This is a genomic window from Nocardiopsis sp. NPDC058789 (assembly GCF_042745575.1).
GTDB lineage: Bacteria > Actinomycetota > Actinomycetes > Streptosporangiales > Streptosporangiaceae > Nocardiopsis > Nocardiopsis eucommiae.
This window is the reverse complement of the sequence record NZ_JBHYOW010000013.1, coordinates 153115-177530: the sequence shown is the minus strand read 5'-3', so window position 1 is coordinate 177530 and position 24416 is coordinate 153115. Positions and strand designations below refer to the sequence as shown.

Here is a 24416-nt window from a genome sequence, read left to right as displayed (position 1 = left end):
GCTCCTCGGGGGTGGTGGGGGCGTCGGCCGGTTCCCCGGCCGACGCGGAGAGGGGTTCGACGGTGACCAGGACGGCGTCCATGGGCACCGACACCCCGGGGCGGACCGCCACGGAGGCGACGGTCCCGTCGACGGGTGAGGGCACGGAGTGCTCCATCTTCATCGCCTCGACCACGGCGAGCGTGGTCCCGGCAGTGACCGCCTGGCCCACCGCGACCGGGACGTCGAGCACCGTGCCGGGCATGGGGCTGCGCACCGTGCCGTCGGCGGCGGCGTCGTCCTCGCGCAGCGCGGCGGCCACGGGTTCCTCGTGCAGGCCCCAGGCGGCGCCGCCCAACCCCAGCCAGCGGTGGTCGGTGCCGGGGTCGTCGGCGCGGGCGTAGGTGACGGTGCCGGTGGAGTCGGTGACGGTGAGCCGGGTCCCGTCGGCCGAGCGGTGGGCCCGCAGGGCGACGGGGGCGTCGTCCCCGAGCCGGACCAGGTAGTGCCCGGCGGTGCCGTCCCGCCGCACCCGCACCACGGTGGCCTCGTGTCCGGGCGCGCGCAGGCGCCACGGTGTCCAGGCCGGGCCGCCCATCCGCCAGCCGTCCGGGACGGCGAACCGGTCGGGGTCAGGCGGACCCTCCAGGTCCAGCTGGTGGTCCAGGGCGGCCGCCGTGTACACGGCGGGGAGGTGGTCGGGGGCACCCGCCGGGGGGTCGGTGGCGATGAGGTCGGTGCTCAGGTCGCCGGCGACCACCCGGGGGTGGCGCAGCAGGCGCCGCAGGTAGGCGGTGTTGGTCACGCAGCCCAGAAGAGTGTGGGCGGCCAGGGCCCCGTCCATCCGCCGCAGGGCTTCGCCCCGGTCCGCCCCCCAGGTGATGACCTTGGCCAGCATGGGGTCGAAGTCCGAGGTGACCGACCCGCCCTGGGCGATCCCCGAGTCCACGCGCACGTGGGGTCCGGAGGGCTCCTCCAGGAGGAGGATCGGACCGCCCGAGGGCAGGAAGCCCCGGTCGGCGTCCTCGGCGTAGACCCGGGACTCGACGGCGTGCCCGATCCACGAGACGTCCTCCTGCGCGAAGGGCAGCGCCTCCCCGTAGGCCACGCGCACCTGGAGCTCCACCAGGTCCACGCCGCGCTCGCCGCGCACGGCCACGACCTCCTCGGTGACGGGGTGCTCCACCTGAAGACGCGTGTTCATCTCCAGGAAGGAGTAGGACAGTGCGCCGTCGGGGCCGGTCTCCGCGATGAACTCCACCGTGCCCGCGCCCACGTATCCGCAGGAGCGGGCGGCGGCCACGGCGGCCTCGCCCATGGCGGAGCGCTGTTCCTCGGTGAGCAGCGGGGAGGGGGCCTCCTCCACCACCTTCTGGTGGCGGCGCTGGAGGCTGCACTCGCGCTCGCCCAGGTGTAGGACGTTGCCGTGGCCGTCGGCCAGGACCTGTACCTCGATGTGGCGCGGCCGCTGGACCAGCTTCTCCACGAGCAGGGTGGCGTCACCGAAGGAGGCCAGTGCCTCGCGGCGTGCGGCGGCCGCGTCCGCCGCGAGGGTGTCGGCGGAGCGCACCTCGCGCATGCCCTTGCCACCGCCCCCGGCGGAGGGCTTGATCAGCAGCGGGTAGCCCGTCTCCTCGGCCGCGCGCGCCAGATCGCCGTCGTCCATGGGCTGGCCGGGCTTCTCGGTGAACCCGCTCAGCACCGGTACGCCCGCGGCGGCCACGGTGTCCTTGGCGCGGATCTTGTCTCCCATGGCCTCGATCGCGGAGGCGGGCGGGCCCACGAAGACCAGCCCGGCGTCCACGCAGGCCCGGGCGAACCCGGCGTTCTCGGACAGGAACCCGTATCCGGGGTGCACTCCGGTGGCCCCGCACTCCAGGGCCAGGGCGACGATCCCCTCGGCGTCGAGGTAGTGGTCCACCCGCAGCGCCACGTCGGCGGCGAGGGTGTGCGGGGCGCCGGAGTCGGCGTCGGTGTACACGGCGGCCGGGCTGACGCCCATGCGGCGCAGGGTGCGGATGACGCGCAGCGCGATCTCGCCCCGGTTCGCGACCAGGACGCGTGTGACGCCCCCGCGCGGCGCGGTGGTGTGTGGTGTGGTGGTCAAGGGTTCCTCACATCCGGAAGACGCCGTAGCCGACCGGCTCCAGGGGCGCGTGGCGGGCGGCGGACAGGGCCATGGCGAGCACGTCGCGGGTGTCGGCGGGGTCGATGACCCCGTCGTCCCACAGACGCGCGGTGGAGTAGTACGGGCTGCCCTGTTCCTCGTACTGGTCGCGGATGGGCGCCTTGAAGGCCTCCTCGTCCTCGACCGGCCACTCCTCGCCGCGCGCCGCCATCTGGTCGCGGCGCACGGTGGACAGCACCGAGGCGGCCTGTTCCCCGCCCATCACCGAGATGCGGGCGTTGGGCCACATCCACAGGAAGCGGGGGGAATAGGCACGGCCGCACATCGAGTAGTTGCCCGCGCCGAAGGACCCGCCGATCACCACGGTGAACTTGGGGACGCGGGCGCAGGCCACGGCGGTGACCATCTTCGCGCCGTGCTTGGCGATGCCGCCCGCCTCGTAGTCGCGGCCGACCATGAACCCGGAGATGTTCTGGAGGAAGACCAGCGGGATGGAGCGGCGGTCGCACAGTTCGATGAAGTGGGCGCCCTTGAGGGCCGACTCCGCGAACAGGATGCCGTTGTTGGCGACGATCCCCACCGGGTGGCCGTTGACGTGCGCGAACCCGGTGACCAGGGTGGTGCCGTACTCGGACTTGAACTCGGTGAACTCGCTGCCGTCCACGACGCGTCCGATGACCTCGCGCACGTCGTAGGGGGTGCGGGTGTCGGCGGGGACCACCCCGTAGAGCTCACCGGGGTCGAGCACGGGCGGGCGCGGGGCGCGCGTCTCCCAGGCCGGGGGGTCCGTCGGGCCGAGGGTGTCGACGATCCGCCGCACCTTCGTGAGGGCGTCGGCGTCGTCGTCCGCGAGGTGGTCGGTGACGCCGGAGACGCGCGAGTGCAGGTCGCCCCCGCCCAGTTCCTCGGCGGTGACGACCTCGCCGGTGGCCGCCTTCACCAGGGGCGGGCCGCCGAGGAAGATCGTGCCCTGCTCGCGGACGATCACCGCCTCGTCGCTCATCGCCGGGACGTACGCGCCGCCCGCCGTGCACGAGCCCAGGACCGCCGCGATCTGCGGGATGCCCGCCCGGGACATGGTGGCCTGGTTGTAGAAGATCCGGCCGAAGTGCTCGCGGTCCGGGAAGACGTCGTCCTGCATGGGCAGGAAGGCCCCGCCGGAGTCGGCCAGGTAGACGCAGGGGAGGCGGTTGTGCAGCGCCACCTCCTGGGCGCGCAGGTGCTTCTTGACCGTCATCGGGTAGTAGCTGCCGCCCTTGACGGTGGCGTCGTTGGCCACCACGACGGTGGGCCGTCCGGCCACGCGGCCGATCCCGGCGATCATCCCGGCTCCGGGGGCGTCCTGGCCGTCCCGGCCGTAGAGGCCGTAGGCGGCCAGCGGGGCGATCTCCAGGAACGGGGAACCGGGGTCCAGGAGGAGGTCGACGCGGTCGCGGGGGAGGAGCTTGCCGCGCTCGACGTGGCGCGCCCTGGTCTTCTCGGGGCCGCCGAGGGCCGCGGTCGCGATCCGCCCCCGCAGCTCCAGCGCGAGCGCGCGGTTCGCGGCGTCGTTGGCGGCGAACGCGGGACCGGCGGTGTCGACCGCCGAACCGAGCACAGGTGCCCTGCTCATGGTGTCCTCTCGTGGAGGGATGTTAATGCTCACTAACAGGAGTGATGTTAGTAACTACTAACATGGGTGTCCAGGGTCCGGGTGGGTCGGACCGACGCGGACGGGCGGGGAGAGGTGGTCGGATGGCGACGGCACCCCAGGGGCAGCGGCCCACGGGCGAGCGGAGAACGGCGATCCTGGGCGCGGCGGCCCGGCTCTTCGCCGCGCACGGCTACAGGGGCGTGACCATCGACGACCTCGGGCGCGCCGTCGGCACCACCGGGCCCGCGCTCTACCGGCACTTCCCGGGCAAGGAGGCGCTGCTCGGTGAGGTCCTGGTGGACGTCAGCGAACGCCTCGCCCGGCGCGGGCGCGCACTCGTCACCGGCGCGGACGGCCCCGAGCAGGCGCTGGAGGCCCTGCTGCGCGGGCACATCGAGTTCTCCCTGGAGGAACCCGACCTCATCACCGTGCACGACCGCGAGCTGGTCAACCTCACCGACGACGACCGCCGCCGCGTCCGCCGACTCCAGCGCGGCTACGTGGAGGAGTGGGTGGCCGTCCTCTCCGCGCTGCGCCCCGAGTCCCCGCGCGCCGACCTGCGGGCCTCGGTGCACGCCGTGTTCGGGCTGCTCAACTCCACTCCGCACAGCCGGGGACCGCTGTCGCGGAGCGCGATGTCCACCCTGCTCCTGCGAATGGGCTCCGCGGCGCTGCGCGCCGAGGCCCCGCCCCAAGGGTGAGTTGAGTCTCCGCGGCACATCTCTTGACCTGCCCTCGGGTAGACCCGCGCACGAGTCTCCCGGCCCCGACAGCCGGGACGCGCGCGTCTACTTCCACAAGGGGAGATCGTTCATGGTCGACAAACGACCGGAGTCCGAGCGCACCACCACCAACGCGGGAATCCCCGCGCCCAGCGACGAGCACTCTCTGAGTGTGGGCAGCGACGGCCCCATCGTCCTCCACGACGCCTACCTCGTCGAGAAGATGGCGCACTTCAACCGCGAGCGGGTGCCGGAGCGGGTCGTGCACGCCAAGGGCAGCGGTGCCTACGGCAGCTTCCAGGTGACCAACGACGTCAGCCAGTACACCTGCGCCGACCTCTTCCAGCCCGGGCGCCGGACCCCGATGCTGGCCCGTTTCTCCACGGTGGCGGGTGAGATGGGCAGCCCGGACACCTGGCGCGACCCGCGCGGGTTCGCGCTGAAGTTCTACACCCGCGAGGGCAACTTCGACATGGTCGGCAACAACACGCCGGTCTTCTTCGTCCGGGACCCCCAGAAGTTCCAGGACTTCATCCGCTCCCAGAAGCGCGACCCGCGCACCGGCCTGCGCGACAACACCATGCAGTGGGACTTCTGGTCGCTGTCCCCGGAGACCTCGCACCAGGTCACCTGGCTCATGGGCGACCGGGGCATCCCGCGGACCTGGCGCAACATGGACGGGTTCAGCTCGCACACCTACCAGTGGATCAACGCCAAGGGCCAGCGTTTCTGGGTCAAGTACCACTTCCGCACCGACCAGGGCAACGACTTCCTCACCCAGGAGGAGTCGGACCGCATCGCGGGTGAGGACGCCGACCACCACCGCCGCGACCTGTTCGAGGCGATCGAGCGAGGCGACCACCCCTCGTGGACGCTGAGCATGCAGATCATGCCGATCGACGAGGCGGCGGGCTACCGGTACAACCCCTTCGACCTCACCAAGGTGTGGCCCAAGGGCGACTACCCGCTGATCGAGGTCGGGCGGATGACCCTGGACCGCAACGCCGACAACCACTTCATCCACATCGAGCAGGCCGCCTTCGAGCCGTCCAACATGGTGCCGGGCACCGGTGCCTCCCCGGACAAGATGCTGCTGGGCCGCATGTTCTCCTACCCGGACACCCACCGTTACCGGATCGGGGTGAACTACGACGAGCTCCCGCCGAACCGGCCGCACGCGCCGGTGCGCTCCTACGGCAAGGACGGGGCGATGCGCCACTACGCCCCCGACACCGGGCAGGTCTACCACCCGAACTCCTTCGGCGGTCCCGACGCGGACCGCCAGCAGGGCGTGGAACCGGCCGGGTGGAAGGTGGAGGCCTCCGAGATGGTGCGGGAGGCCTACCGGCTGCGCGAGGACGACGACGACGTCTCGCAGCCGCGCGCGCTGATCCGGGACGTCATGGACGACGCCGCCCGGGACCGGCTGGTCTCCAACATCGTGGGCCACGTGAGCGCGGTCAACGACCTGGCCGTCCTCCAGCGCGCCCTGAAGTACTGGAGCGACATCGATCCGGAGATCGGCGCCCGGGTGGCCCGGGGGGTCAACGGCGACTGACCGCCGGAGCGCGGCACGGAAGGGGGCGGGTGGCTCGGCCACCCGCCCCCTTCACTCCGTGTCCGGTCCCTACGGGAGGGCGACGCCGCCCACGGCGTCCTCCACCGGCTGGGTGACGTCACCGGTGCCCGGGGCCTCGGCCGGGAGCTGCCCGGTGACGTCGTCGGTCGCGACCGGGACCTCGTCCGTGCTGACGGGAAGGTCGTCGGTGGCGACCGGGAGGTCCAGCGCCTGCAGGGCCGCCGCCGGGTCCTCCAGCTCCATGAGCGCCTGGATCGTCTTCAGGGAGTCCTCGTCGCTGAGCAGCGCGACGGCCTGCTCGTTGGCCAGGAGCTGCTGGACCGCGGGGTCCGCGAGCAGCGCCTCGGCCTCGGGCGAGAGGGCCTCGACGCTGTCGGCGGTCTCCTCCACAGGCTGCGCGACCCCCTCCGCGGGCTGGGTGACCTCCGCGGGCTGGGCGGCGGCGCCCTCCGTGGTCTGGGCGGCCTCGTCCGCCGGGTCGGCCTGGGCCGCTCCGACGCCGACGACGGTGAGTCCCCCGGCCAGTACCGCGGCGGTGGTGATCCTGGTGAAGGCACGCATATGCGTCCTTGCCCCTCTCTGTGACACGGGTCAGCACGTTCCGTATGTGCATGACCACACATAGTCACCTAGTCTCGGGTCTGGAACGCCAAAGGTGGGTCTTGCCCCCGTGAAGTCACCGTATGCCTTTCTGGGGGAGTGCCAACGGCGGACCAAGACCCCGGAACGACTCGTGTGGGAGCGGGGGAATCGATCGCCGCGCCCGTACATTCGGCAGCGGTGAAGTGGGTACGCCCGCGATCGACGGCCCACAGACGCGCAGGCGTCCCGCCCCCGACCCGAAGAAGGAGCGGTGTACCTATGTCTCGGCCTCGAATCGTGGTGGTCGGATCGGGTTTCGGTGGTTTCCACACCATCCGTCACCTGGAGCGACGCATCCCCACGGGAGCGGCGGACATCGCCCTCGTGGCTCCGCACGACTACATGCTCTACAGCCCGCTGCTGCCGCAGGTGGCCTCCGGTCTGCTCACCCCGCAGTCGGTCGTCATGTCGGTGCACCGGCTCACCAAGCAGACCCGGCTCGTCCCCGGCCACGCCGTCGGGGTGGACACCCGCGACCGCACGGTGGTCGTGCGGCGGCCCACCGGCGAACTCGCCCCCTGCCGCTACGACCGGCTCGTGCTCGCCCCGGGGTCCATGACCAGGGAGTTCGACATTCCCGGCCTCACCGAGCACGCCTACGGCGCCAAGACCCTGGCCGAGGCGGTCCTGCTGCGCGACCACGTCCTCTCCCAGCTGGAGCTGGCCAACGACTCGCGCGACCCCGTCGAGCGGGAGGAGCGCTGCCGGTTCGTCGTGGTCGGCGGCGGTTACACCGGCGTGGAGACCGCCGCGTCGCTCATGCGGCTCTGCCAGGAGGCCGCCCAGCGCTACCCCGAGCTCCGCTCGGTGATCCGCTGGCACCTGGTCGACATCGCCCCGAAGGTGCTGCCCCAGCTGGGCGACCGGCTCGGCCGCAAGGCCGTCGACCTGCTCCGAGGCCTCGGTATCGAGGTGAAGATGAAGGTCAGCGTCCGGGAGGTGACCGCCGACAAGGTGGTGCTCACCGACGGCCGCGCCCTGCCGTGCCGCACCCTCATCTGGACGGCGGGGATCACCCCCAGCCCGCTGATGGAGACGCTCGGCAAACCGACCCAGGCCGGGAGGCTGGAGGTCGGAACCGACCTGGCCGTGCCCGGGCTGCCCGACGTGTTCGCGATCGGCGACGCCGCCGCGGTGCCCAACCTCTCGCACACGGACAGCGCCTACTGCCCGCCCACCGCCCAGTACGCGAGCAGGCAGGCCACCACGGTGGCCGAGAACGTGGTCAACTCGGTACTCGGCAGGCCACTGAAGGAGTTCCGCCATCGGGACATGGGCCTGGTCGTGGACCTGAGCGGGCGCGACGCGCTGGCCAGGATCATGCAGTTCGACCTGAGCGGGCTGCCCGCGCTGGCCGCCACGCGCGGGTACCACGTGGCCTCGGTCCCGTCCGGGACCGCGCGGGCCCGCATCGTCGCCAACTGGGGCATCCGCGCCTTCCTCGGCAGCGAGGTGTCCCGGATGGGGTTCGCGGACGACGGACGCCCGTCGTCGTTCGTGGCCAACGAGTCCGTCGACTACCTGGACGAGGGTTCCTCGCGTTCCGAGGGGGCCCGCCTGCTCGACAACGAGCGGGAGCGCTACGGCGAGGACTGATCGGCGCCGCCCCGGTCGGCGCGCAGGGTCGGCCGGGGCCGGGCGCGGTGGGGGCCCCGGTCAGGAACGCACCAGGCGGGCGATGGCCTCGGAGGCCTCGCGCACCTTCTCCTCGGCCTCGTCGCCGCCGTTGGCCACGGCGTGTGCCACGCAGTGCTTCAGGTGCTCGTCCAGCATGGACAGCGCGAAGGAGCGCAGGGCCTTGTTGACCGCGGAGGTCTGGGTGAGGATGTCGATGCAGTACTGGTCGTCCTCGACCATCCGCTGGAGGCCGCGGATCTGACCCTCGATGCGGCGGAGCCGGTTGATGTGGCTCTGCTTGTCGTTGCTGTAACCGTGGTTCGCCGCCATGCCACCGTCTCCGTGTCGTTCCTGCTCAGCTGCCATAACAATACCCCCTCAAGGTATTCAAGCGGGGAGCTTCGCGGGCTATTCCGCCCTTCCGGCCGTCGACCGGCGAGCCCATTTGTCACCAACCAGGCCGTACGAGAAGTTTCCCAGACCGCCGGGGCCGGTCGCCCCGACGGCGACGGCTCGGGGTGGTTTTGTCCTGGTTGACGCGACCTTGCCGCGAGTGGGAACGCAGCCTGCCGTGGGAGTCGAACCGCAAGCTCTATTGTCACAATGAGTAATAGGATGACGTCGAAGAGTTGCGGAGTCACAGGTGGTCACACAGACAGCGGCGACACGGGCCTCAGCCCTACGGCGGACCGGCGTGGCCATGGTCGCCTCGGTCCTGCTCGCCTCAGGGGTGGTCGCCGCCGGCGCGACCTTCAGCGCCCGGGACGCCGCCGCCCAGCCCGCCACGCCCTACGCGTCCACCGTCTGGGGACGGCTCACCCTGGACCCCGGCGTCTACGGCGGCGGGGCGGTCTCGGGGACCCTCAACGAACTGGAGGTGAGTGTCGACGGCAACCAGCAGTGGGACATCAACACCGGCCCCGGCTCCGCCATCTCCGACCACCTGACCTCCGCCACCGGCACGGCGTCGGTGAACGTGCGCAGCGAGCCCGAGACGGGCATGGCGAACACCAACGGGGCCTTCACCAACCTGGACGTCCCCCCGCCCACCACCGGCGGGGTGGCCTCGCTGGTCAACCAGGGGCCGCTCCAGCCCAGTGGCAACCACCGCCTCTTCTCCGTCTCCACCTGGAACAACCGGGTCCAGTGCGCGCCGCCCGCCGGGATCATCATCCAGGACTCGACCACCGCGCCCATGTTCCTGGGGCGGCTCGTCGACGCCCCCGCGCCCAACGCCTCCGGCACGGCCGTGACCGAACTCGACTTCCCCGGCTCCTACGGGGACGGGATCACCAACGCCCACGTCACCGTCACCATCACGCACGTGTACGAGATCGAGGACCCCTACATCGGACACGCCCGTACCGACTACACGGCGGTCGTCCAGGGGCAGGACGCCGACGGCAACCCGGTGGGCGACCAGGTGACGCTCTTCGACATGACCCTGGGTGACGTCCGGGCCGACTGCAACGCGATCGCGCCCCAGACCCCGACCGAGGAGCCCACCCCGACTCCGACGCCCACCCCCACCGAGTCCCCGAGCCCCACTCCGAGTCCGACGGAGGAGCCCAGCCCCTCACCGTCGCCGACCGAGGAGCCCAGTCCGTCTCCCACGCCGAGCCCGACCGGACCCCCGATCCCGCGCCCGACGCCCAGCCCCACGCCCAGCCCCACCGAGTCCCCGAGCCCCTCGCCGAGCCCGACGGATTTCCCGGGCCCGTTCCCCACGCCGAGCCCGACCGAGGAGCCCAGTCCGTCTCCGTCTCCGACCGGGGAGCCCACGCCGGGTCCGACGGAGGAGCCGTCTCCCACCGAGTCGCCCACTCCCACGCCCGGTCCGACCGAGGAGCCCAGTCCCTCGCCGTCGCCCGGTCCGTCCCCGTCTCCGTCTCCGATGGAGACACCGTCGCCCACGCCGACCCCCGGACCGACGGGGTCCCCGAGTCCGTCACCCTCGGAGACGCCGAGCCCGAGCGAGTCGCCCACCGATCCCGGCTACCCCGGCTACCCGGACCCGGAGCCGCCGTCGTACGAACGGCCCACGCTGCCGGTGACCGGTGCGAGCCTCGCGGCGCTCCCCCTCGGTGGCCTGGCGGCGATCGGGGCCGGGATCACCGCCCTGGTGGCCTCGCGTAAACGTTCGGTCTGACCTGCGCAATCACGGGACCGGGGCCCTTGCCCCGGTCCCGTGGTCGCGCCGACCATGAGGTATGAGCGAGAGCGCCGAGCAGGACATCATGACCACCATCCGAGGCCTGATGGACGAGGAGCACACCCTCCGCTTCGCCGAGGGCGGGCTCGAACAACAGGAGCGCCGCCGGATGAAGGAGGTCGAGGAGGCGCTCGACCAGTGCTGGGACCTCCTCCGCCAGCGCCGTGCCCGCAGCGAGCACGGCCAGGACCCGGACGAGGCCCGCGTGCGCCCGGTGTCCGAGGTCGAAAACTACCGGCAGTAGTCGGGCCTGAGCGAAAACCAACCACCCCCCGAGCGCGTCTGTACAAGTGATCGGAGCCGGACCCCCTGTCCGGCCCGCCTTTCTCCCTGCCCGGCACGCGCGAAGGAACGCCCCCATGTTCGCTTCACTGACCGGCCTCGGCCTCGCCTCCGCGGCGGGTCTGAACGCCTACGTTCCCCTCCTGGTCCTCGGGTTACTGGCCCGGTACACCGAGTTCATCCCGCTGACCCCAGCCTGGGCCTGGCTGGCGCACCCCGTCACCCTGGTCATCCTCGGTGTGCTGCTCGCCGTCGAGTTCGTGGCCGACAAGGTGCCCGCCCTGGACAGTGTCAACGACGTGCTCCAGACGGCGGTCCGCCCCACCTCGGGCGGGATCACCTTCGGCGCCGGGGCCTCGGCGGTGCGGCTCTCCGAGATCACCGAGATCTCCGGTGAGGCCTCGGGCATGTCCGTCGTCGCTGGCGGCGTGGGCTGGGGAGCGGTGATCGTCGGCGTGCTCGTGGCGCTGTTCTTCCACGTGGCCAAGGCCCTGGCCCGCGTGGTGGTCAACACCCTCACGTTCGGCATCGGCGCCCCGGTCGTCTCCGTCCTGGAGGACGTCACCAGCTTCCTCGCCGCGGTGCTGGCGATCCTGCTGCCCGTGCTCATCGTCGTCGTCTTCCCGCTGATGCTGGTGCTCGGCGTCTGGGCCGTACGCAAGGGCCGCCGGGTGCGGGCGGAGCGCAGGGCCGAGCGCGAGACCCGACGCGGTGGCCCGGGTGCGGGGGGTCCCCCTCCCGGCTTCCACCCCGGCCCCCACGGTCCTCCTCCCGGCCCCCACCCGGGTCCCCGGCCCGGGCCCCAGCCAGGCTTCCACGGTCCGCCTCCCGCCCCCCGGCCGGGACCCCCTCCGGGCCTTCCGCCGGGTCCCTACCCCGGCCCCCAGCAGTGGACCGGACACGGCGGCCCGCCCCGGCGGTGACACCCGCCCCCGCCAGCGCGGACGGCGGCGAGGTGGCACAGAACTCCTACCGGGATCGGGTCGCGGGGTCGTACAGTGCTCCCAATGGCTGAGACGAATTCCCCGAACCCGAACACCCACCACATCGTCTGGGACTGGAACGGCACCCTCCTGGACGACAACCACGCCAACCTCGCCGCCGTGAACGCGGTGTGCGCCCAGTTCGGCCGTGAGCCGGTCGAGATGGAGCACTGGCGCACGGTCTTCCGCCGCCCCCTCATCCCCTGCTACGAGGAACTCCTCGGCCGGAGCCTCTCCGCGAGCGAGTGGGAGCGCGTCGAGAAGACCTACGACAGCAGCTACCAGGAGTACCTGCACACCTGTGAGCTGGCCGCGGGCGTCCCCGACGTCCTCCACCAGTGGGCCGGGACCGGTCGGACCCAGTCCCTGCTGTCGATGGCCACCCACGAGCACCTGGTGCCGCTGATCACCGAACGCGGCCTGAACGACCACTTCACGCGGGTCGACGGACGCAGGTTCGACACCGAGCACGACTCCAAGGCCGAACACCTGGTGCACCACCTGGAGCAGCAGGGACTGGACCCGTCGCGGGTCGTGCTCATCGGTGACATCGACGACGACGCCCGCGCGGCCCGTGAGGCCGGTGCCCGGTCCGTCCTGGTCGCCAGCGGCCTGATGGCCCGCGAGCGTCTGGAGGCCACCGGCGCGCTCGTCGTGGACACGCCCACGGACGCGGTCGCGGCCCTGCGCCAGGCGAGCTGACCCGCACCACCCCCCCCGGTCGCGGTCAACGTGGCCCGCCCACCCGACGAACCCGTTCCGGAGGTGGGCGGACCACATCCGTACGCCCCCTCGGTGACCTGCGGAGTTCCGCGTCGGCCCCGAGCCTCCGTTAGGCCGGGCCGCCCCGTGACGTCGAAGATGGTGTGCTGTTAGATGTGTCTCACAGCAACACACAGCGACGCGATTGGGAAGGCCTGCAATGACGGAGAGCAGCGTGCCCCGTGTGCTCTGGGAGCCCGGTGAGGACCGGATCGAGTCCTCCAACATCGTCGCGTTCGCCCGGTGGGCCGAGCGCGAGCAGGGGGTCAGGGCCTTCGGTGACGGCGGCTCCACCGACGCCTCGGACTTCGACTACGACGCCCTGTGGCGCTGGTCGGTCACCGACGTCGACGGGTTCTGGGCCTCGGTCTGGGAGTACTTCGGGGTCCGCTCCGCCACCCCGTACGAGCGGGTTCTGGCCGACCGGAGCATGCCGGGCGCCCGGTGGTTCCCCGGCGCCACGCTCAACTACGCCGAGCACGTCTTCGAGGGCCGCGACCCCGGTGCGACCGCCATCCGGCACGCCACCGAGCTCCGCGCGCTGGACTCCTGGTCCTGGGGCGAACTGCGCGAACGCACCGCCGCGATCGCCGCCGGGCTCCGTGAGCTCGGGGTGGGGAGGGGCGACCGGGTCGCGGCCTACCTGCCCAACCTGCCCGAGACCGCCGCCGCGTTCTACGCCGTGGCCTCCCTCGGCGCGATCTGGTCCTCCTGCTCTCCCGACTTCGGCGTGCGCAGCGTCATCGACCGCTTCGCCCAGATCGAACCCAAGGTCCTGCTCGCCGTGGACGGGTACCGCTACGGAGGCAGGGACTTCGACCGGCGCCCGGTCGTGGAGGAACTGCGCGCCGCGCTCCCGACCGTCGAGCACACCGTCCTCCTCGACTACCTCACCCCCGGGGCGACCCTCGACGGCACCCTGCCGTGGGACAGGTTCACCGAGAGTGGCGCGGGAGCCGAGCTCACCTTCACGCCGGTCCCGTTCGACCATCCCCTGTGGGTCCTGTACTCCTCGGGCACCACCGGTCTGCCCAAGGCGATCGTCCAGGGCCACGGGGGCATCCTCCTCGAACAGCTCAAGAACCTGAACCTGCACCTGGACGCCCAGGAGCACGACCGCGTCCTCTGGTTCACCACCACCGGCTGGATGATGTGGAACTTCCTGGTCAGCGTGCTGCTGACCCGGGCCTCCATCGTCCTGTACGACGGCAGCCCCGCCCACCCGACGCCCGGGGCCGGGGCCGGTACGCCCACCACTCCCGACCTGGGATCCCTGTGGGACCTGGCAGCCGAGGCCGGGGTGACGGTCTTCGGCACCAGCGCGGGCTACCTCTCCTCCTGCATGAAGGAGGGCGTGCACCCCACGCGGGGCCGGGACCTCTCCGCCCTCAAGGCGATCGGCTCCACCGGATCCCCGCTCAGCCCCGAGGCGTTCACCTGGGTGTACGAGGAGTTCGGTGACGACCTGTGGCTCTTCTCCACCAGCGGCGGCACCGACGTCTGCAGCTGCCTGGTGGGCGGGACCCCCACCCTGCCCGTGTACGAGGGCGAGATCCAGTCACGCGGGCTCGGCATGGCCGTGGCCTCCTGGGACCCGGACGGCAAGGAGCTGATCGGTGAGGTCGGTGAACTCGTGGTCACCGAGCCCGCCCCGTCCATGCCGGTGTTCCTGTGGGGCGACGCCGACGGCGAACGGCTCAGGGACAGCTACTTCTCCGTCTACCCGGGCATCTGGCGGCACGGGGACTGGATCGAGATCACCGACCGGGGCACCGCGATCATCTACGGCCGCTCGGACTCCACCATCAACCGGGGCGGCGTCCGGATGGGCACCAGCGAGATCTACCGCGCCGTCCTGGCCCTGGACGACGTGGTGGACGCTCTGGTCGTGGACGTCCCCCAGCAGGACGGATCCTCCCGCATCGAACTCTTCACGGTGCTGCGCGAGGGCGCCGACCTTGAGGGCGACCTGCCCAAGGAGATCGCCCGCCGCATCCGCACGGACTGCTCACCCCGGCACGTGCCCGACCGGGTCCGCGTGATCGGGTCGGTGCCGCGCACCCTGTCCGGCAAGGTGCTGGAGGTTCCGGTCAAGCGCATCCTCATGGGGGAGGACCCCGCGAAGGTGGCCAGCCGCGACTCGCTGGCCAACCCGGAGGCGCTGGACCACTTCAGCGAGCTGGTGGGCGACTGAGCCCGGTGGGCGGCGCCCTGCGCCGTCCAGGGGGCCGGGCCCGTGGGGACGTCCACGGGCCCGGCCCGGGCCCGTGGCCAGGAGTGGCCGTCGCTCGCCGCCGGACAGAGCCGGGCGTAGCCTGACAACGTGCCACAGAACCGATCCGACCGCTCCCCGTCCGCCAGCACGCCCTCCCCGGACCGGCGCCGCATCGACGGCATCGACGCCGCGCGGGCGCTCGCGGTCTTCGGGATGTTCGCCGTCCACCTCGGGGTCGTCTCCTTCGGCCTGCTGCCCGAGGAACAGGGGTGGGAGCTGCACAGCCTCGTGCGCGGCAACTCCTCCGCCCTCTTCGCCTTCCTCGCCGGGGTCTCGCTGGCCCTGATGACCGGGCGCACCAGACCCGTCGAGGGCGACTCCCTGCGCCAGGCGGTCGTCCGCATCCTGGCCCGCGCCCTGCTGATCGGGCTGCTCGGCTTGGTCCTGGACGCCTTCGCCGTGCCGGTGGCGATCATCCTCACCTACTACGCCGGGTTCTTCGTGCTGGCCCTGCCGCTGCTCCGGGCGCGCGCGGGCGTGCTGTGGGCGTCGGCGGGCATCCTGGCGCTGCTGGGCCCGGTCGTGTCCTTCCTGCTGCGCCAGGAGTACTTCCCGGGGGGCCCGCGCACCGGCGCGGTCACGTCGTTGACCGAGTTCCTTCTGACGGGCTACTACCCGGCGATCACCTTCATGGTCTTCGTGATCGCGGGCATGGCGGTGGGCCGCACCGACCTCACCTCCTCCGTGGTGCGGGTCCGGATGGCGGTCGGCGGCGCCGTCGCGGCGGCGTCGGGCTACCTGGGCTCCTGGTTCCTGCTGTACCCGCTGGGCGGTCTGGACCGGCTGACCGAGGCGGAGAACCCCTTCCTCGAAGGTCGCCCGCTGAGCTCACTCGACCCCGCGTACGCCGAGGACCTGCGGTACGTCACGACGGACCACGCCCACAGCATCAGCGGCCAGGTGCCCACCGACTCCTGGTGGTGGCTGGCGGTGAACACCCCGCACACCGGGACCACCTTCGAGATCCTGGAGGCGGTGGGCCAGGCCCTGGTGGTGCTGGTCGTGTGCATGCTGCTCGCGGAGCGCCTGCCCCGCCTGCTGTACCCGCTGACCTCCGTGGGCCGGATGCCCCTGACCGTCTACTCGGGGCACATCCTGGTCCTGGCGGTGATCGTGGCCCTGCACCCGGAGGGCTCCGCCGGGGGCCCCTGGTACCTGGAGCTGTTCGTCCTCGGCTCGCTGGTCTTCGCGAGCCTGTGGCGCTGGGCCGTGGGCCGGGGGCCGTTCGAGACCGGCCTGGGCGCCTTCGCGGACGCCGCGGTCGGTTTCGTGGAGGGCGGACGGTCCGACCGGGGCGACCTCGGGGGTCGGGGGGCCGGCTGAGGGACGGGGCGGCGCGAAGGCGGTCCCACCGCTCAGGCGCGGTCCTCGGGCCTGGTGATGTGCGCGGAGGTGCGGTCCCGGTGCGCGAGGGTGTCCGTGGTCGTGCGCGTGTTCTGCCGGATGAGGCGGCGGGCGTCGTCGGCGGCCGACCGCGCCACCGCGGGGCTCGCCACGGGACGCGCCGACAGCTCGGTGTCCTCGGGCAGGCCGATGTCCATGGGCAGCCCGGCCCTGCTGATCACCCGCAGCTGCGCCGACTCCTGTGACTGTGAGGGGCGGATGTCACCGTCCGGGGTCTTCCACGCGGACAACCGGTGCGCGAACCAGGGCGCGCCCCGGAAGTCCGGGCCGCTCTCCCAGGCCACCCCGTCGGGGCGGTGGGCCAGCGCGTGCTGGAGGTCGGCCAGGGTCCACCCGGCGGAGAAGAACCGGGCGCTCTCGTTCCTGAGGTCGGCGAAGTCCACGCCCCGCAGGGAGGCGTCCTCCCGACGCAGAAGCTCGCAGGCGTCGTGCACCGCGTGCGGGGTGTGCCGGGGCCGGTGCAGGGGGTCGACCTCGGGTCTGCGCAGCAGGGAGTCGTCGATGGTCACGATCACCTCGCCCCGGCGGTTGTCCCAGATGCTCACGTCCTCGCGTGCCCACCCCTGCGACTCGGCCAGCGCCGTGGCCATCCTGCGCAGGTCGACCTGCCTGTCGTCACTGCTGATCCGGAACTCCGCCATGTCTCCAGAGTAGGTGAGGAGTCGGGGCGAGCCCTCCGCGCCCGCCCCCGGTCCCGCCGTGCGGGTCCGGTCCGGAGACGGCCTGCACCGGTCTAGACCGGAGGCGGGTGCAGCGCGTCGTCCCACCCGGCCGAAACCTCGTTTTTCGGGCTTTCCCTGCCCAGGGTTGGAGGAAAGGACGACCATGGAGGCCATCCCGCCTTGGAGTCTTCTCCAACCTTCGGGGCGCGTACCCGACGGGGACTGACGCCGGACCGGCCCGGGGTTATGGTGACTGCCTGACGGCGGGGGACACCCACCCCCGTGTCGAGGACACGCCGTTCGCGCAGGCAGCAGCGGGCGGCCCCACCTGAACCGACGAGCTGTAGGTGCCCGTGCCCCACACCGCATCCGTGCCCGAGGCGACGACCGACCGAGCGCTCCGGGCCTACCTGCACGGTCTTCCGGGGGTCGACGAGGTCGGCGCCCGAGCCCGCGCCCAGGACCTGTCCACCCGGTCGATCAAGACCACCGCCAAGGCCCGGGCCATCGACCTGGCCGTCTCCATGGTGGACCTGACCACCCTGGAGGGCGCCGACACGCCCGGCAAGGTCCGGGCCCTGTGCGCCAAGGCGGCCCTGCCCGACCCGACCGACCGCACCGTGCCGCACGTGGGCGCGGTCTGCGTCTACCCCGACATGGTCGCGGTCGCCGTGGAGGCCCTGCGCGGCACCGGGATCGGTGTGGCCTCCGTGGCCACAGCCTTCCCCGCCGGACGCGCCCCCATGGAGGTCAAGCTGGCCGACACCCGGCGCGCTGTCGCGGACGGCGCCAGCGAGATCGACATGGTCATCGACCGCGGGGCCTTCCTCTCCGGCGACTACCTGAAGGTCCACGAGGAGATCGTCGCGGTCAAGGAGGCCTGCGGCGACGCCCACCTGAAGGTCATCCTGGAGACCGGGGAACTGGTCACCCTCGACAACGTCCGCCGCGCCTCCCACCTGGCCATGCGCGCGGGCGGGGACTTCGTCAAGACCTCCACCGGCAAGGTGTCCCCGGCCGCCACCCTCCCGGTCACCCTGGTCATGCTGGAGGCCGTGCGCGACCACCACGCCGCCACCGGCCGCCGCGTCGGCGTCAAGCCCGCGGGCGGCATCCGCACCACCAAGGACGCCCTCCGCAACCTGGTCCTGGTCAACGAGACCGCCGGACCGGAGTGGCTGACCCCCGACCTGTTCCGCATCGGCGCCTCCAGCCTCCTGAACGACCTGCTCATGCAGCGCACCAGGCTGTCCACCGGCACCTACCCGGGCCCCGACTACTACACGCAGGACTGAGCCGTGATCTTCGAGTACGCGCCCGCACCGGAGTCCCGCTCCGTCGTCAGCCTGCGCGAGACCTACGACCTGTTCGTCGACGGCGAGTTCACCCCGGCCCAGAGCGGTGAGTACCTCACCACGCTCAACCCGGCCGACGAGGAGGAGCTCGCCCGGGTGGCCGTGGCAGGGGAGGCCGACGTCGACCGCGCCGTCGCCGCCGCCCGCCGCGCCCACGACACCGTGTGGGGCCGCATGAGCGGCGCCGAGCGCGGCAAGTACCTGTTCCGCATCGCCCGGATCATCCAGGAGCGCTCGCGCGAACTGGCCGTCCTGGAGACGATGGACAACGGCAAGCCCATCAAGGAGACCCGCGACGTCGACCTCCCGCTGGTCGCCGCGCACTTCTTCTACTACGCGGGCTGGGCCGACAAGCTCGCCCACGCCGGTCTGGGCCCCGACCCCCGTCCCCTCGGCGTGGCCGCCCAGGTCATCCCGTGGAACTTCCCGCTGCTCATGCTGGCGTGGAAGGTCGCCCCGGCCCTGGCCACCGGCAACACCGTGGTGCTCAAACCCGCCGAGACCACCCCGCTCAGCGCGCTGGTCTTCGCGGAGATCTGCCAGGAGGCCGACCTTCCCCCCGGTGTCGTCAACATCCTGACCGGCGCCGGTGACACCGGCCGGGCCCTGGTCGAGCACCCGGGCACCGACAAGGTCGCCTTCACCGGCTCCACCGAGGTCGGTCGCCAGATCGCCCGCGCCGTGGCCGGGACCGACAAGCGCGTCACCCTGGAGCTGGGCGGCAAGGGCGCCAACATCGTCTACGACGACGCCGCCGTCGACCAGGCCGTGGAGGGCGTGGTCACCGGCATCTTCTTCAACCAGGGCCACGTGTGCTGCGCGGGTTCGCGCCTCCTCCTCCAGGAGTCCGTCGCCGAGGAGTTCCTGCCCCGGCTCAGGGAACGGATCGCCAAGCTGCGGCTGGGCGATCCGCTGGACAAGAACACCGACATCGGGGCCATCAACTCCGCCGCCCAGCTGGACCGGGTCCGCGAGCTCACCGCCACCGCCGACGAGGAGAACGTCGAGCGCTGGTCCCCCGCCTGCGACCTGCCCGAGCGCGGCTACTGGTTCGCGCCCACCGTGCTCACCGGGGTCACCCAGGCGCACCGGGTGGCCCGCGAGGAGATCTTCGGCCCGGTGCTGTCGGTCCTGACCTTCCGCACCCCGGAGGAGGCCGTGGCCAAGGCCAACAACACCCCCTACGGGCTGTCCGCCGGAGTGTGGACCGAGAAGGGCTCACGCATGCTCTGGACCGCCGAGCGCCTGCGCGCCGGCGTGATCTGGTCCAACACGTTCAACAAGTTCGACCCGACCAGCCCCTTCGGCGGCTACAAGGAGTCGGGATACGGCCGCGAGGGCGGCCGCCACGGTTTGGAGGCCTACCTTGGCTGAGCGGCGCGGCAGCAGGAAGAAGAGCAGGGGCACCGAGGCGGACACCCCCGTCCCGGCGCGGCTCGCGGTCCGCAAGACCTACAAGCTCTACCTGGGCGGGGCCTTCCCCCGCTCGGAGTCCGGCAGGAGTTACCCCGTGACCTCAGCCGACGGCACCCACCTCGCCAACGCCTCCCGGGCCTCCCGCAAGGACGCGCGCGACGCCGTCGTCGCGGCACGCAAGGCCTTCGGCGGCTGGTCCGGGCGCACCGCCTACAACCGGGGCCAGATCCTGTACCGGGTCGCTGAGGTCATGGAGGGGCGCCGCGAACAGTTCGCCGCCCGCCTCGTGGAGGCCGGGGGAGTGACACCGGCCGAGGCGGAACGCACCGTGTCCGCCGCTGTGGACCGCTGGGTGTACTACGCGGGCTGGACCGACAAGTACGTCCAGGTGCTCGGCGGGTCCAACCCCGTCGCGGGCCCCTTCCACAACCACTCGGCGCCCGAACCCACCGGCGTGGTCGCGGTGTTCGCGCCCCAGGACGCCCCGCTGCTCGGCCTGACCTCGGTGCTCGCCCCGGTGATCGCGACCGGCAACACCGCCGTGGTGGTCACCTCCGAGGCCGCGCCGCTGGCCGCGATCGAGCTGGCCGAGGTGCTGGCCACCTCCGACCTGCCCGGCGGCGTGGTCAACCTGCTCACCGGCGGCGCGGGCGAGATCGGCCCGCACCTGGCCTCGCACGCCGACGTCAACGCCCTGGACCTCACCGGGGCCGGGGAACACGCGGTGGAGTTCGAGAGGGCGGCCGCGACCACCCTCACGCGCGTGCTGCGTCCCGGCCCGGAGGCCACCGGCGGGGAGGACGCCTGGATCGGCGTCGACCCCGGGACCTCCCGGTTGACCCCCTTCCTGGAGACCAAGACGGTCTGGCATCCGGTCGGAGTGTAAGACTGACGGTCCGGCCCGCTCCCACCTTCCGGGGGCGGGCACGGTCCGACAGCCGAGTGGAGGAACGGTGTCAGCGAACACCCCCGAGCAGGCCGAGCCCCGAACCAGCGAGTCGAACACCCCCGAACCGGTGCGCGTCCCCGGGCTGCGTCTGGTGCGCCTGGACCGCACCACCCCCGAGGTGGCCCTGCTGCGCGAGGTCCTGCCCCGCCAACGGGTCGCCCCCGAACAGCGCCGGTTCATCGACGAGGCGGTGCACACCCTGCCCCGCGCCGACGACGACCCCGCACGGCACCCGTTCGCGATCGTCCTCAACGACGGTCCCCTGACCGACCGGAGCTCCGCCCAGGCCGCCTGCGTCGGCTTCGGGGTCATCGACCGGGTCGGTCGGCTCCGCGACCTGGTCGACGACCCGGAGCACGCCGTGCAGCTGCGCGCCTTCTACGTCCCGCTCGAACACCAGGGGAAGGGCATCGGCCGCGCCGCCTGCTCCGCGCCGCTGCTCGACCTCCTGGTGGCGGCGATCGCGCCCGGGGCCACCCAGATCGCGCTGTGCGTCAACGACGGCAACGACCTGGGAGAGCGGACCTACCGCTCGGCCGGGTTCCTTCCCAACGGCCGACGCCACGACGCCGGGGAGCACGGCATGCAGAGCGTGTTCACCCGACCGGTCGAGACCGGCTCCCACCCCGTGCCGCAGCTGCCGGAACACCGATGACGCGCTGGCGGGGTTCGCGCAGGAGGGCGGCGGGGCGCTGGGGCGCCGACCAGGTCCGCCTGGTGCGGCTGGACACCGGGACGGCCGAGGCCGCCCTGCTCCGGGAGGCCGCCCTCGGCCACCACCTGCCGCCCGAACAGCTGCGCTTCACCGGGCTGCCCGCGCGGACCCTGCCGGACGCCGACGGCGACCCGGAACGCTTCCCGTACGCGATCGTCGCCCTGGAGGGGCCGGTCACCGGCCCCGACCGGGCCGAGGAGGCCTGTGCGGGGTTCGGGGTCCTGGACCGGGTCCTGCGATCGGAACTGGTCGACGCGCCGGAACGCGCGGTGCTGCTGCGCGCCTACTACGTCACGCCACAATGGCAGGGCCGGGGCGTCGGCCGGGCCTCGTGCTCCGCACCCCTGCTCGACGCGCTGGCCCACGAGGTCGCTCCGCACGCGGAGGAGATCGTGCTCTGCGTCAACCGCGCCAACCAGGCGGCGCAGCGCGTCTACAAGGCCTCGGGTTTCGACTTCACCGGCACGGTCGTCCCCGGAGGCGCGGGCCCCCAGGAAGTGATGTCGCGCCCCCTGGAGACCGGAACCCACCCCGAACCGCACCAGCGGTACCGACGAACGGAGAATCCCCAGTGACTCGCACACCCCAGGCCGCCGCCGAGGAGGCCGCGACCGAGCTGCGTTCGCGCACCGGTGTGGACAACTACGACGTGGCCCTGGTGATGGGGTCGGGGTGGGCGCCCGCCGCCGACCTGCTCGGTGACTCCAAGCACGAGTTCCCCACCTCCGAACTGCCGGGCTTCCTCCCCCCGGCGGTGGAGGGCCACAGCGGGACGCTCCGCAGCATCGTGGACGGCGACCGCCACACGCTCGCCTTCCTCGGCCGCACGCATCTGTACGAGGGCCACGGCACCGACGCGGTCGTGCACAACGTCCGCACGGCGGTCGCGGCGGGCGCGAGGACCATCGTGCTGACCAACGCTGCGGGCGGCATCAACCCCGACTACGCCGTGGGTTCACCGGTGCTCATCGCGGACCACCTGAACATGACCGCGCGCTCCCCGCTGACCGGCGCGACCTTCGTCGACCTCACGGAGACCTACACCGCCGAGCTGCGCGCGGTGGCGCGCGAGGTCGACCCGGACCTGCCCGAGGGCGTGTACGCGGCCATGCCCGGGCCGCACTTCGAGACCCCCGCCGAGATCCGCATGCTCCGGGCCATGGGCGCCGACCTGGTCGGTATGTCCACGGTCCTGGAGGCCATCGCCGCCCGTGAGGCCGGGGCCCGCGTGCTGGGGATGTCCCTGGTCACCAACATCGCCGCCGGGCTGGAGGGGGCCAACCTCGACCACGAGGACGTCCTCGCCACCGGACGCGACTCCGCCGCCACCGTGGGCCGTCTGCTCGCGGACATCGTCAAGAGGTTCTAGGCCCCAGTCCCGCTCCGCCCCGGCCCCGTCGGGCGCCCATCACCCAGACAGGAGATCCCCATGACCGACTCCGCCCTCCTCGTCCAGGCCAGGGACTGGCTCGACCAGGACCCCGACCCCGAGACCCGGGGGGAACTGGGCGCGCTGCTGGCCCGGGTCGAGGTGGGTGACGGGGAGGCCCTGACCGACCTCGCCGACCGGTTCGCCGCGCGGCTGGAGTTCGGCACGGCCGGGCTGCGCGGCGCTCTGGGGGCGGGGCCCAACCGGATGAACCGTGTGGTGGTCATGCGCGCGGCGGCCGGGATCGCGGGCTGGCTCGGTGCGGAACCCCGACACGTGGTCATCGGTCACGACGCACGACACCGGTCGGCGGACTTCGCCCGGGACAGCGCCGCCGTCCTCACCGGGGCCGGGCACAGGGTCACCGTGCTGTCGGGTCCGCTGCCGACGCCCGTGCTGGCCTACACGCTGCGCCGTCTGGGCGCTGACGCGGGGATCGTGGTGACCGCCAGCCACAACCCGCCCCAGGACAACGGGTACAAGGTGTACGTCGGCGGGTCCGGCGACGACGCGGGCAGCCAGATCGTCTCCCCGGTGGACGCCGAGATCTCCGCCGCCATCGACGCGGTCGGGCCGGTCGGCGCGCTGCCGCTGGGCCGGGACTGGGAGGTGCTGGGCGACGACGCGGTGTCGGCCTACCTGGACGCGGTGACCGCACTGGTCCCGGACGGCCCCCGGGATCTCTCGGTGGTCTACACGCCCCTGCACGGCGTGGGCGGCCGGGTGCTGGTGGAGGCGGTGCGCAGGGCCGGTTTCGCGGCTCCCGAGGTGGTCGCCGAGCAGTTCGAGCCGGATCCGGACTTCCCGACGGTCGCCTTCCCCAACCCGGAGGAGCCGGGGGCGATGGACCTGGCCCTGGCGGCGGGGGAGGCGCACGGGGCGGACCTGGTGGTGGCCAACGACCCCGACGCCGACCGGCTGGCCCTCGCGGTGCCCGGTTACGGCCTCCTGACGGGGAACGAGGTCGGCGGCCTGCTCGCCGAGTACGTGCTCGACCACACCGGAGGGTCCGACCGGGTGGTGGCCACCTCGATCGTCTCCTCCAGCCTGCTCGGCGCCGTCGCCCGGGACCGGGGCGTGCACTACGAGGAGACGCTGACCGGGTTCAAGTGGCTGGCCCGCGCGGGCGCGCCCGGTCAGCGCAGGGTGTTCTCCTACGAGGAGGCCCTGGGCTACTGCGTGGGCGGGGACGACGGCCGACCGGTGGCCGACAAGGACGGTGTGAGCGCGGCGCTCGTGGCGCTCGCACTGGCGGCCGAGGCGAAGAGCCGGGGCCGTACCCTGGTGGACCTCCTCGACGACCAGGCCCGGCGGTACGGTCTGCACCTGAGCGACCAGCTGTCGGTTCGGGTACGGGACCTCTCCGAGATCACCGCGGCGATGCGGCGGTTGCGCGCCGAACCGCCCGCCGCGTTCGGCCCCCTGAAGGTGTCGGGGGTCGTGGACTTCGTCGACGGGCACGAGGGTCTGCCGCCGACGGACGCCGTGCGTTTCGAGCTCGGTGGGACGCGGGGGCGGGTGACGCTGCGTCCCTCGGGCACCGAGCCCAAACTGAAGGCCTACGCCGAGGTGGTGTCGGAGGTCGACGGCGACATCGCCGCCAGCCGCGCGCGCGGCTCGGCACTGCTGTCCGAGCTGATGGCGGCGGTCGCCGTGGTGGTCAGGGGATGAT

20 protein-coding genes and 1 pseudogene are annotated in these 24416 nt (G+C 72.5%); 16 read left to right on the top strand and 5 right to left on the bottom strand.

From position 1 onward, the window contains the following. Together ACFW3L_RS20360 and ACFW3L_RS20355 are read right to left on the bottom strand one after the other, a co-directional pair. A partial coding sequence (locus ACFW3L_RS20360) for an acetyl/propionyl/methylcrotonyl-CoA carboxylase subunit alpha (protein ID WP_378742776.1) occupies positions 1–2086 on the bottom strand: 2086 nt, incomplete at its 3' end. Between the two features lie 7 nt (positions 2087–2093). Continuing rightward, positions 2094–3719, bottom strand: coding sequence for a carboxyl transferase domain-containing protein (locus tag ACFW3L_RS20355; protein ID WP_378742774.1), 1626 nt, complete (start codon positions 3717–3719; stop codon positions 2094–2096). Between the two features lie 122 nt (positions 3720–3841). On the opposite strand from ACFW3L_RS20355, the gene ACFW3L_RS20350 reads away from it, so the two are divergent. Then, positions 3842–4441 carry a TetR/AcrR family transcriptional regulator gene (locus tag ACFW3L_RS20350; RefSeq protein WP_378742772.1) on the top strand — a complete coding sequence of 200 codons (600 nt, stop codon included), beginning with the start codon at positions 3842–3844 and terminating at the stop codon, positions 4439–4441. 112 nt (positions 4442–4553) lie between these two features. Beyond that, positions 4554–6020, top strand: a complete 1467-nt coding sequence (locus ACFW3L_RS20345) for a catalase (RefSeq protein ID WP_378742770.1) — start codon at positions 4554–4556, stop codon at positions 6018–6020. Positions 6021–6089: 69 nt separating this feature from the next. On the opposite strand, the gene ACFW3L_RS20340 is transcribed toward ACFW3L_RS20345, so the two are convergent. Then, positions 6090–6602 (bottom strand): hypothetical protein, encoded by a 513-nt coding sequence (locus ACFW3L_RS20340; RefSeq protein WP_378742768.1) that lies wholly within the window; start codon positions 6600–6602, stop codon positions 6090–6092. A gap of 300 nt (positions 6603–6902) precedes the next feature. Between ACFW3L_RS20340 and ACFW3L_RS20335 the strand changes: the two genes are divergently transcribed. Further along, positions 6903–8279 carry an NAD(P)/FAD-dependent oxidoreductase gene (locus ACFW3L_RS20335; protein ID WP_378742766.1) on the top strand — a complete coding sequence of 459 codons (1377 nt, stop codon included), beginning with the start codon at positions 6903–6905 and terminating at the stop codon, positions 8277–8279. A 60-nt stretch (positions 8280–8339) separates the two neighbouring features. On the opposite strand, the gene ACFW3L_RS20330 is transcribed toward ACFW3L_RS20335, so the two are convergent. After that, positions 8340–8630 carry a metal-sensitive transcriptional regulator gene (locus ACFW3L_RS20330; protein WP_378742764.1) on the bottom strand — a complete coding sequence of 97 codons (291 nt, stop codon included), beginning with the start codon at positions 8628–8630 and terminating at the stop codon, positions 8340–8342. Positions 8631–8943: 313 nt separating this feature from the next. Here ACFW3L_RS20330 and ACFW3L_RS20325 point away from each other — a divergent pair, with 313 nt between their 5' ends. The 6 genes and pseudogenes from ACFW3L_RS20325 (at position 8944) to ACFW3L_RS20300 (ending at position 16137) form a co-directional block, all read left to right on the top strand. After that, positions 8944–10449, top strand: a complete 1506-nt coding sequence (locus ACFW3L_RS20325) for a hypothetical protein (protein ID WP_378742762.1) — start codon at positions 8944–8946, stop codon at positions 10447–10449. A 61-nt stretch (positions 10450–10510) separates the two neighbouring features. Then, a complete protein-coding gene (locus tag ACFW3L_RS20320; RefSeq protein WP_378742760.1) occupies positions 10511–10756 on the top strand; it encodes a DUF2630 family protein in 246 nt (81 codons plus the stop codon). 115 nt (positions 10757–10871) lie between these two features. Beyond that, positions 10872–11549: pseudogene (locus tag ACFW3L_RS20315) on the top strand (DUF4126 domain-containing protein); the annotation flags it as partial. 252 nt (positions 11550–11801) lie between these two features. Then, a complete protein-coding gene (locus tag ACFW3L_RS20310) occupies positions 11802–12479 on the top strand; it encodes an HAD family hydrolase (RefSeq protein ID WP_378742758.1) in 678 nt (225 codons plus the stop codon). Between the two features lie 220 nt (positions 12480–12699). Next, positions 12700–14733, top strand: a complete 2034-nt coding sequence (locus tag ACFW3L_RS20305; RefSeq protein ID WP_378742756.1) for an acetoacetate--CoA ligase — start codon at positions 12700–12702, stop codon at positions 14731–14733. Between the two features lie 129 nt (positions 14734–14862). Beyond that, on the top strand, positions 14863–16137 hold the full coding sequence (locus ACFW3L_RS20300; RefSeq protein ID WP_378742754.1) for a heparan-alpha-glucosaminide N-acetyltransferase domain-containing protein: 1275 nt from the start codon (positions 14863–14865) through the stop codon (positions 16135–16137). A gap of 32 nt (positions 16138–16169) precedes the next feature. On the opposite strand, the gene ACFW3L_RS20295 is transcribed toward ACFW3L_RS20300, so the two are convergent. After that, positions 16170–16859 (bottom strand): hypothetical protein, encoded by a 690-nt coding sequence (locus ACFW3L_RS20295; protein ID WP_378742752.1) that lies wholly within the window; start codon positions 16857–16859, stop codon positions 16170–16172. 368 nt (positions 16860–17227) lie between these two features. Here ACFW3L_RS20295 and deoC point away from each other — a divergent pair, with 368 nt between their 5' ends. From deoC to ACFW3L_RS20260, 7 genes are all read left to right on the top strand, one after another. Beyond that, positions 17228–18175, top strand: coding sequence for a deoxyribose-phosphate aldolase (gene deoC / locus ACFW3L_RS20290; protein ID WP_378742750.1), 948 nt, complete (start codon positions 17228–17230; stop codon positions 18173–18175). 3 nt (positions 18176–18178) lie between these two features. Continuing rightward, positions 18179–19609: an aldehyde dehydrogenase family protein gene (locus ACFW3L_RS20285; RefSeq protein ID WP_378742748.1), complete on the top strand. Its 1431-nt coding sequence runs from the start codon at positions 18179–18181 to the stop codon at positions 19607–19609. Next, positions 19602–20537, top strand: coding sequence for an aldehyde dehydrogenase family protein (locus tag ACFW3L_RS20280; protein WP_378742746.1), 936 nt, complete (start codon positions 19602–19604; stop codon positions 20535–20537). The genes ACFW3L_RS20285 and ACFW3L_RS20280 overlap by 8 nt, the downstream gene beginning before the upstream one ends. A 67-nt stretch (positions 20538–20604) precedes the next feature. After that, positions 20605–21255 (top strand): GNAT family N-acetyltransferase, encoded by a 651-nt coding sequence (locus ACFW3L_RS20275; RefSeq protein ID WP_378742744.1) that lies wholly within the window; start codon positions 20605–20607, stop codon positions 21253–21255. Then, positions 21252–21890 carry a GNAT family N-acetyltransferase gene (locus ACFW3L_RS20270; RefSeq protein WP_378742742.1) on the top strand — a complete coding sequence of 213 codons (639 nt, stop codon included), beginning with the start codon at positions 21252–21254 and terminating at the stop codon, positions 21888–21890. The genes ACFW3L_RS20275 and ACFW3L_RS20270 overlap by 4 nt, the downstream gene beginning before the upstream one ends. Continuing rightward, positions 21887–22684, top strand: coding sequence for a purine-nucleoside phosphorylase (locus ACFW3L_RS20265; protein WP_378742740.1), 798 nt, complete (start codon positions 21887–21889; stop codon positions 22682–22684). The genes ACFW3L_RS20270 and ACFW3L_RS20265 overlap by 4 nt, the downstream gene beginning before the upstream one ends. 60 nt (positions 22685–22744) lie before the next feature. Beyond that, positions 22745–24415 (top strand): phospho-sugar mutase, encoded by a 1671-nt coding sequence (locus ACFW3L_RS20260; protein WP_378742738.1) that lies wholly within the window; start codon positions 22745–22747, stop codon positions 24413–24415. Position 24416 lies beyond the last annotated feature (1 nt).

Excerpts from the sequence above, each read along its gene's own strand:
- ACFW3L_RS20295 (WP_378742752.1), bottom strand. The coding sequence starts at position 16,859 with ATGGCGGAGTTCCGGATCAGCAGTGACGACAGGCAGGTCGACCTGCGC.
- ACFW3L_RS20340 (WP_378742768.1), bottom strand. The coding sequence starts at position 6,602 with ATGCGTGCCTTCACCAGGATCACCACCGCCGCGGTACTGGCCGGGGGA.
- ACFW3L_RS20260 (WP_378742738.1), top strand. The coding sequence starts at position 22,745 with ATGACCGACTCCGCCCTCCTCGTCCAGGCCAGGGACTGGCTCGACCAG.
- ACFW3L_RS20320 (WP_378742760.1), top strand. The coding sequence starts at position 10,511 with ATGAGCGAGAGCGCCGAGCAGGACATCATGACCACCATCCGAGGCCTG.
- ACFW3L_RS20350 (WP_378742772.1), top strand. The coding sequence starts at position 3,842 with ATGGCGACGGCACCCCAGGGGCAGCGGCCCACGGGCGAGCGGAGAACG.
- ACFW3L_RS20345 (WP_378742770.1), top strand. The coding sequence starts at position 4,554 with ATGGTCGACAAACGACCGGAGTCCGAGCGCACCACCACCAACGCGGGA.
- ACFW3L_RS20305 (WP_378742756.1), top strand. The coding sequence starts at position 12,700 with ATGACGGAGAGCAGCGTGCCCCGTGTGCTCTGGGAGCCCGGTGAGGAC.
- ACFW3L_RS20335 (WP_378742766.1), top strand. The coding sequence starts at position 6,903 with ATGTCTCGGCCTCGAATCGTGGTGGTCGGATCGGGTTTCGGTGGTTTC.
- ACFW3L_RS20310 (WP_378742758.1), top strand. The coding sequence starts at position 11,802 with ATGGCTGAGACGAATTCCCCGAACCCGAACACCCACCACATCGTCTGG.
- ACFW3L_RS20355 (WP_378742774.1), bottom strand. The coding sequence starts at position 3,719 with ATGAGCAGGGCACCTGTGCTCGGTTCGGCGGTCGACACCGCCGGTCCC.
- ACFW3L_RS20270 (WP_378742742.1), top strand. The coding sequence starts at position 21,252 with ATGACGCGCTGGCGGGGTTCGCGCAGGAGGGCGGCGGGGCGCTGGGGC.
- ACFW3L_RS20330 (WP_378742764.1), bottom strand. The coding sequence starts at position 8,630 with ATGGCGGCGAACCACGGTTACAGCAACGACAAGCAGAGCCACATCAAC.